General features: G+C 62.5%; 7 protein-coding genes. 4 read left to right on the top strand and 3 right to left on the bottom strand.

What is annotated here, in order from left to right:
- From EN893_RS15200 to EN893_RS15210, 3 genes are all read left to right on the top strand, one after another.
- The coding region (locus EN893_RS15200) for a DJ-1/PfpI family protein (protein WP_128361625.1) at positions 1-432 on the top strand (432 nt) is incomplete at its 5' end.
- 72 nt (positions 433-504) lie between these two features.
- Positions 505-912 carry a hypothetical protein gene (locus tag EN893_RS15205; RefSeq protein WP_127271751.1) on the top strand — a complete coding sequence of 136 codons (408 nt, stop codon included), beginning with the start codon at positions 505-507 and terminating at the stop codon, positions 910-912.
- A 128-nt stretch (positions 913-1,040) separates the two neighbouring features.
- On the top strand, positions 1,041-1,760 hold the full coding sequence (locus tag EN893_RS15210; protein WP_013529238.1) for a YafY family protein: 720 nt from the start codon (positions 1,041-1,043) through the stop codon (positions 1,758-1,760).
- A 61-nt stretch (positions 1,761-1,821) separates the two neighbouring features.
- On the opposite strand, the gene EN893_RS15215 is transcribed toward EN893_RS15210, so the two are convergent.
- Together EN893_RS15215 and EN893_RS38100 are read right to left on the bottom strand one after the other, a co-directional pair.
- Positions 1,822-2,517, bottom strand: coding sequence for a DUF1013 domain-containing protein (locus tag EN893_RS15215; protein ID WP_127269986.1), 696 nt, complete (start codon positions 2,515-2,517; stop codon positions 1,822-1,824).
- A gap of 305 nt (positions 2,518-2,822) precedes the next feature.
- On the bottom strand, positions 2,823-3,458 hold the full coding sequence (locus EN893_RS38100; protein WP_164748827.1) for a hypothetical protein: 636 nt from the start codon (positions 3,456-3,458) through the stop codon (positions 2,823-2,825).
- Positions 3,459-3,685: 227 nt separating this feature from the next.
- Between EN893_RS38100 and EN893_RS38105 the strand changes: the two genes are divergently transcribed.
- Complete coding sequence (locus EN893_RS38105; protein ID WP_164751160.1) at positions 3,686-3,859, top strand: hypothetical protein; 174 nt, start codon at positions 3,686-3,688, stop codon at positions 3,857-3,859.
- A 78-nt stretch (positions 3,860-3,937) separates the two neighbouring features.
- Here the strand turns inward: EN893_RS38105 and EN893_RS15225 are convergent.
- Positions 3,938-5,901 (bottom strand): autotransporter domain-containing protein (locus EN893_RS15225; protein ID WP_128361626.1); only part of this gene is annotated, 1,964 nt, incomplete at its 5' end.

A 5,901-nucleotide genomic window follows, 5' to 3' on the forward strand; every position in this document is an offset into this window, starting at 1 on the left:
ATCCCCGATCGCTCAACAGGCGCCAGCGAGAATGCCGATCTCGATGCCATTGCCATCATTGGTTCCGACCAGTGGACGAGCAAGGCACAGCCTGATGTAGGCAACCTGCTTGCCGCCATTGCATCGCGCGGCGGTGTGGTCGGCGGCATCTGCGCCGGCACGCTGGCGCTGGCCCGCGCCGGCCTGTTCGAGAAGGCCAAGCATACCAGCAATGGCCGCGAGTGGATCAAGGGTCATGAAACCGGTTATGCCGGTGCCGAGAACTACCAGGATGTGCCGCATGCCGTAGCCGACGGCAAAATTGTTTCCGCGCCGGGCTCGGCGCCGGGCACCTTCGCGCTCGCCTTTCTGAAGACGCTCTACCCCGAAAGAGGCAGCGATCTCGCGCGGATGCGGACACTGTTTGCCAAGGAGTATGCTGAAGGCTCCTGACAGTATGCTGTCAGGAGTGCCGTGCAATGGTGCCAGCTTCGGACACCACGCATTGGCGTCAAAGGACGATCGATGAAGAGTTGGAAAGACAGACTGAGCACACCTGGCATCAACGGCGTGAAGCCGACGCCGCGCACGATGGCCGATGTCATCGAAGGACAGCCTATGCTGGTGCCGACGGCGCGCCAGGTCGATGATTTCATCCGCTCGATTCCCGAAGGCATCGACATGGATGTGCGTGCGCTGCGTACAGCACTTGCCGTCGAGCATGGCGCCGAAGTGACATGCCCGGTCACCATAGGCTATCATCTGCGCACTGTTGCCGAAGCCGCCAACGAGGACCTTCAGCGCGGCATGGCGCTGAGTGACGTGGCACCGTTCTGGCGCGTGCTCGATGCGAAAACACCGACGACGAAGAAACTGTCCTTCGGCGCGGAGTTCGTCGCCGCGCAGCGCAAGCGCGAAGGGCTGAAACCATGAGGCACGCCGCCCAAAAGTGTTCTGCGGTTTTGGGATAACGGCATGCGCGAAAACACGATGCCGTGCCGTCCAAAAGTGGACATCAGTTTTGGGCGACATGCATAGAGACAACGCCGAGGGACCATACGATGCGCCGCGCCGACAGGCTCTTCCAAATCGTGCAGCATCTGCGCGGTGGCCGATTGGTCACCGCCCAGAAGCTCGGCACGTGGCTCGAGGTTTCCGAGCGAACCATCTATCGCGACATTGCCGATTTGCAGTCGACCGGAGTGCCGATCGACGGCGAAGCCGGCGTTGGCTACATGATGAGGGAGGGGTTCGACCTTCCGCCGCTGATGTTCACGCGTGACGAAATCGTCGCGCTGGTCGCCGGCGCCCGCATGGTGCGTGCCTTTGGCGGTGCCGCCATGGCGAGGGCCGCAGACGAGGCGCTGGTCAAGATCGGCGCCGTATTGCCCGATGCCGAGAAAGACCGCATCGCCCGCACCGAGATCCACACACCGATGTGGGTGGTCAGCGACGCTGCCCGCGAGGCGATCGACCTGATCGAGCGCGCGGTCGAAAAACGCCAGGTGCTGACCATCGACTATTCCGACGAGGCCGGCCGCGGCACAGCCCGCGATATCCGCCCGCTCGGCCTGTGGTTTTGGGGCAAGGTGTGGACCCTGGTCGCCTGGTGCGAGATGCGCGACGATTTCCGCGCCTTCCGCATCGATCGCATTGCCTCCGTGGTCATCGCCGGCCGCATCTTCAAGCCGGAACGCGGCAAGCAGCTCGCCGACTTCTACCGCGCGGTGGAGCGCAGCGAGGATTACGGCATGGCGCCGGACCGCGCGGCGCGAAGCTGAGTTGTTGACCACATAAAAAAGCCCGCTCGAAGCGGGCTTTTTTTTGGAATGTCAGACAACCTCACTCGTCGTCGTCATTGTCCGTGTTCTTCGACTTCAAGGCCGAGAGCTTGGCGAACACGGCATTGGCGTCGAGTTCGGCATCCTCGTCTTTCGGCTTTTCGGGAGCCGGCACCAGCCGCTCGGTCAGGGCCGCCGGCAGCAGCGTGTCGCCGACCGGCTGCGCCTGTTCGCGGCCGCGCGAGGCGCGATTGACTTCCATGTCGAGGTCGATCTGCGAGGCGAGGCCCAGCGTCACCGGGTCCATCGGCTGTAGATTGGCCGAATTCCAGTGCTTGCGCTCACGGATCTGCTCGATCGTGGACTTGGTGGTGCCGACGAGGCGCGAGATCTGCGCGTCCTTGAGCTCGGGATGGTTGCGCACCAGCCACAGAATCGCGTTCGGCCGGTCCTGGCGCTTCGACAGCGGCGTGTAGCGCGGACCCTTGCGCTTGGATTCAGGCACCCGCACCTTGGGATCCGAAAGCTTCAGGCGCTGGTTCGAATCCTTCTCGGCACGGGCGATCTCGTCGCGGGTCAGCTGTCCGGTCATGATCGGGTCCATGCCCTTGATGCCTTGCGCCGATTCACCGTCGGCGATTGCCTTGACCTCGAGCGGGTGCAGCCCGCAGAACTGCGCGATCTGCTCGAAGGAAAGTGCGGTATTGTCGACCAGCCAGACAGCGGTCGCCTTGGGCATCAGCAGCGTATTGGCCATTTTACAAATCCTTCTCGTTCGCCCGCGTTCCCGCGCGGGCGGTGGTTTAGAGCCACCAAAATGGGAAATTCGCGGTCTGTATAACCGCTCTCGGGTCGTTTCGCAACGTTTTTGGAGCCAAAGACCGCACCGCGTGCGCTGCGCGCTCAAGACCGCCGGATCGCCCGGAGCGCGACCGCCCCTTGTTCGACGGACGGCGCAAAAAATCGCGCGTCGGCTTTCCGGCCTGCCGGTTATCGGCCCGACAGCTCCACCTACCCCAGGTCGAATGCCTCGAAACGGTAGCGGCCAGTTGTCATCCAGGTTCAGTAGAACGGCGAATATGGCTCCAGTCCCGCTCGCGTGAAGATGGAAATGGGGTGATCAATTCGCGCGACAACGCCCGCCCCCAAATTGATGCCCGTTCCGTCGCAGACACTAAAGACTTTCGACCGCGTTCCGATCAGCACATGGACCGGTTTCCCCGCCTGGACGGGGTATGTACTGTTGTGGATGAAAAGGACCCCGCTCGCTTGTAGCGTGTCGTGCGCATTGCCGTTGCTGCTCGAAATTTCGACGTAGTCGCGACCCGCGAATGAATTGTTCGTCCAGATGCCGACAACTCCTTCCACCGAGAGCCAACCATTCGCCCAGCCGTCGGCATCGCGAGGATAGTATTGTCTGAACAGGCGATAGGTCACGCGGTCCGATAGCCAAAAAACCGTCACGTAGCCGTCCATGTCCGGCACATAGGTGAACCAGATACCGGTCTCGCTCGTGGCGCGCAGGCTATCCGAATCGTATGGGTCCAGATTGTTGGCGCTGACGAAATCCATCGAGAGCGGTACCGGATCGGTCACGGCATGATCGTAGAGTTGGGTGAGCGTCCACCGTCCATTATAGTTGAACCACTTGTCGAAGTAGGTTCCTCGATCGACCGTGTTCAGGTCGATCCTCTGCAATTCCCCCCGTTCGACCGGACCAAAAGGAACTGGCCCCAGGTCCGGTATATCGAGGCGTGGTATCATAACCGTGCTGGTCGTGGTCGTTGCGACAATCTGCCTAGATCGAGCAAGGATCCTGTTTTGCCAACCGCCGATCGCACGTTCCGCGCAATCAGGTCCGCCCGATAGTCTCGCCAATAGTGCCCGGACCGGATCTTTTCGAACGCGACCATCTCTTCGATCAGATGGTCGACGTCTTTGGCGGAACGTCTTGTCTTGGAAAGGAAAGCATTCTGCTTGCCAAGCAATTTCTCTCGCGCCTTGGCCTCGCCTTCCAGAAGGTCCGTGTCGAATGGCAGTTTACATCCCTGCGTTGGGACAAAACCGCTTTCATGCTTGGTGTGGAAATCGACCTTTGACCTGACCATGTGACCTCCAGCAGTTTCTTGCCATTACCGTGGTGACGGTGCGCTTTTGCTGCTCGCCACCTGTTGCCGTCAGAACTTCACGGCGAGATCGACCTTTGCGCCCTGGTCGACCGTGCCGCCGCCGAATTGGCCGGTATAGGCCAGGCCCAGCGTCGCGTTGGCCGACATGTTGAAGTCGAGCCCAGCCTCGACGACCGCGCTGTCCCTGGCGATCGGCACGCCGGCGATGGTGAAGGCGTCGCCGCCGGCGAAGGCGAAGCTGGAGGTCGGCGTGACATCGCCGAAGGCATGACGCCAGCCGAGCATGCCGCGCGCGGTGACGTTCATGCCGCCAAACGCGAAGTCCGAGGAACCGCGCAGGCCGAGCGTGGTGAAGGTCGCATCGGTGGACGTACCGGCGCTGGTCAGTGCCGCATCGCCACCGTCTTCGGTGAAGCCGTCGGTATGGACGCTGACATAGGCCAGGTTGGCGAACGGTTCGAACCTGAATTGTCCGGCATCGGCCTTGTAGGCGAGTTCGCCGAAGACCTGCGCGGTGCCGGCATCGTAGTCGGCCGACAACCCATCCGTGAAGCCGTTGAAAGCAACCGAGCGTTTGGTCGAAAGACTGCTCCAGGAGTAGGCAGCGCCGGTGCGGAAAGCGATGGCGCCCCAGTTGGTGCCGCCATAGAGGCCGAGGTGATAGCTGTCGCTCTTGCCGGAGGAGTTTCGGTCGTCGGCATCGAAGCTCGAATGGCTGTAGCCACCGAGCAAACCGACACGCCAGCCGCCCACCAGCGTGTCGGCGCCCGCCAGCAGGCCCCCCGTCGAACGATCGAAGGCAGCGGCATTGCCGTCGGAGTCCGTGCTGCCCCAGGAACCAAAAGCCTGGCCCCAGACGGCAAAACGGTCGGTGTCGGCGGCGACCATTTCGGGGCCGCCTTCGCCATAGGCCATGACCGGCAATGCGGCCGCGCCAACATCGCCGAAAGCGGCGCGGATGCGGCTGGTCGCTGCGTCGCGGACGAAGCGGCTGTCCTCGACCAGCATGCCCTTGGCCGAGGCGTGGATTTCCCCCGAAAGCTGGTCGAAGGCTGCCTGGGCTTCGGCGTCGGTGGCTAGACCGGCAACGGCATTGAACACAGCCCCACCGGTCAGGCTGTCCAGCCCTTCACCGGTGGCAATCTGGTTCGGCGTCAGCCCGGCATCGGCGAAGTCGCGCACCTTGGTCACGTCGAGATAGGCGTTGTTGGCATCATAGGTGTCGGTCACAGACAGGAATGGAGTGCTGGTGACACCGGTCACACTATTGAACGTACCGGTCAGCCCGCCATTCGCCGTCAGCACTGTGTAGGTGCCGATAGCAAGGCCGCCGACACGCACCCCTAGAATCGCATCCGTGATATCGGCAGTTCCCGTGGTTGTGAATTTATCCGCGCTGGCACCGCTGACGTCGACGGCCAGCACCGAGCCGGCGGCGAAGGCCGCATTGCCACCAGTCTGCTCGGTGATGTCGCCAGCCACGTCATTCATCATGCTCAACTGGCCCTTGTTGGTGAAACTGGCCAAGCCGTTGAACGTCGTCGTCACGGCGACGGTTGCGCCGAGGTTGGCGGCATAAATGTTGTTGCCGATATTGTTGACCAACGTGCCGCCGCTGAACGCGTTGCTGCCGCCGGCGGTGGCCCAATTGCCACCGTTGGTGACGACATTGCCCACTGCTGCGCCCAGCTTGACCGTGCCGATCAGGGTCCCATTGTTGTTGAAGGCCACCGGGCCGCCCGATGCATCGATTGCCAGCGCCGCGGAGGTTTGCGCGTTGTTGCGCACCAGACCGCTGGTGGTGATGGAAATCGCCTGGCCCGCGGACGACACCGCCTTGATCGCGGCGTCGCCGCCTTCGACCGTACCTGTCGCCGTGATGGTGGTGGCGCCGGTTCCCCTGTTATCGGCATTGATACCGTTTTCGTGGCCGTTGACTGCCGTGACGTCGATCGTCAGGCCGCCCGTCGCGGTGGCGGCGTTGAAGGCGTATATGCCGTCGGTGCCTATTC

Source organism: Mesorhizobium sp. M7A.F.Ca.CA.004.04.2.1, from assembly GCF_004022825.1.
Taxonomy (GTDB): Bacteria; Pseudomonadota; Alphaproteobacteria; order Rhizobiales; family Rhizobiaceae; genus Mesorhizobium.

Coding starts and splice junctions, on each gene's coding strand:
- EN893_RS15205 (WP_127271751.1), top strand. CDS start 505: ATGAAGAGTTGGAAAGACAGACTGAGCACACCTGGCATCAACGGCGTG.
- EN893_RS15210 (WP_013529238.1), top strand. CDS start 1,041: ATGCGCCGCGCCGACAGGCTCTTCCAAATCGTGCAGCATCTGCGCGGT.
- EN893_RS15215 (WP_127269986.1), bottom strand. CDS start 2,517: ATGGCCAATACGCTGCTGATGCCCAAGGCGACCGCTGTCTGGCTGGTC.
- EN893_RS38105 (WP_164751160.1), top strand. CDS start 3,686: ATGGTCGACGTCTTTGGCGGAACGTCTTGTCTTGGAAAGGAAAGCATT.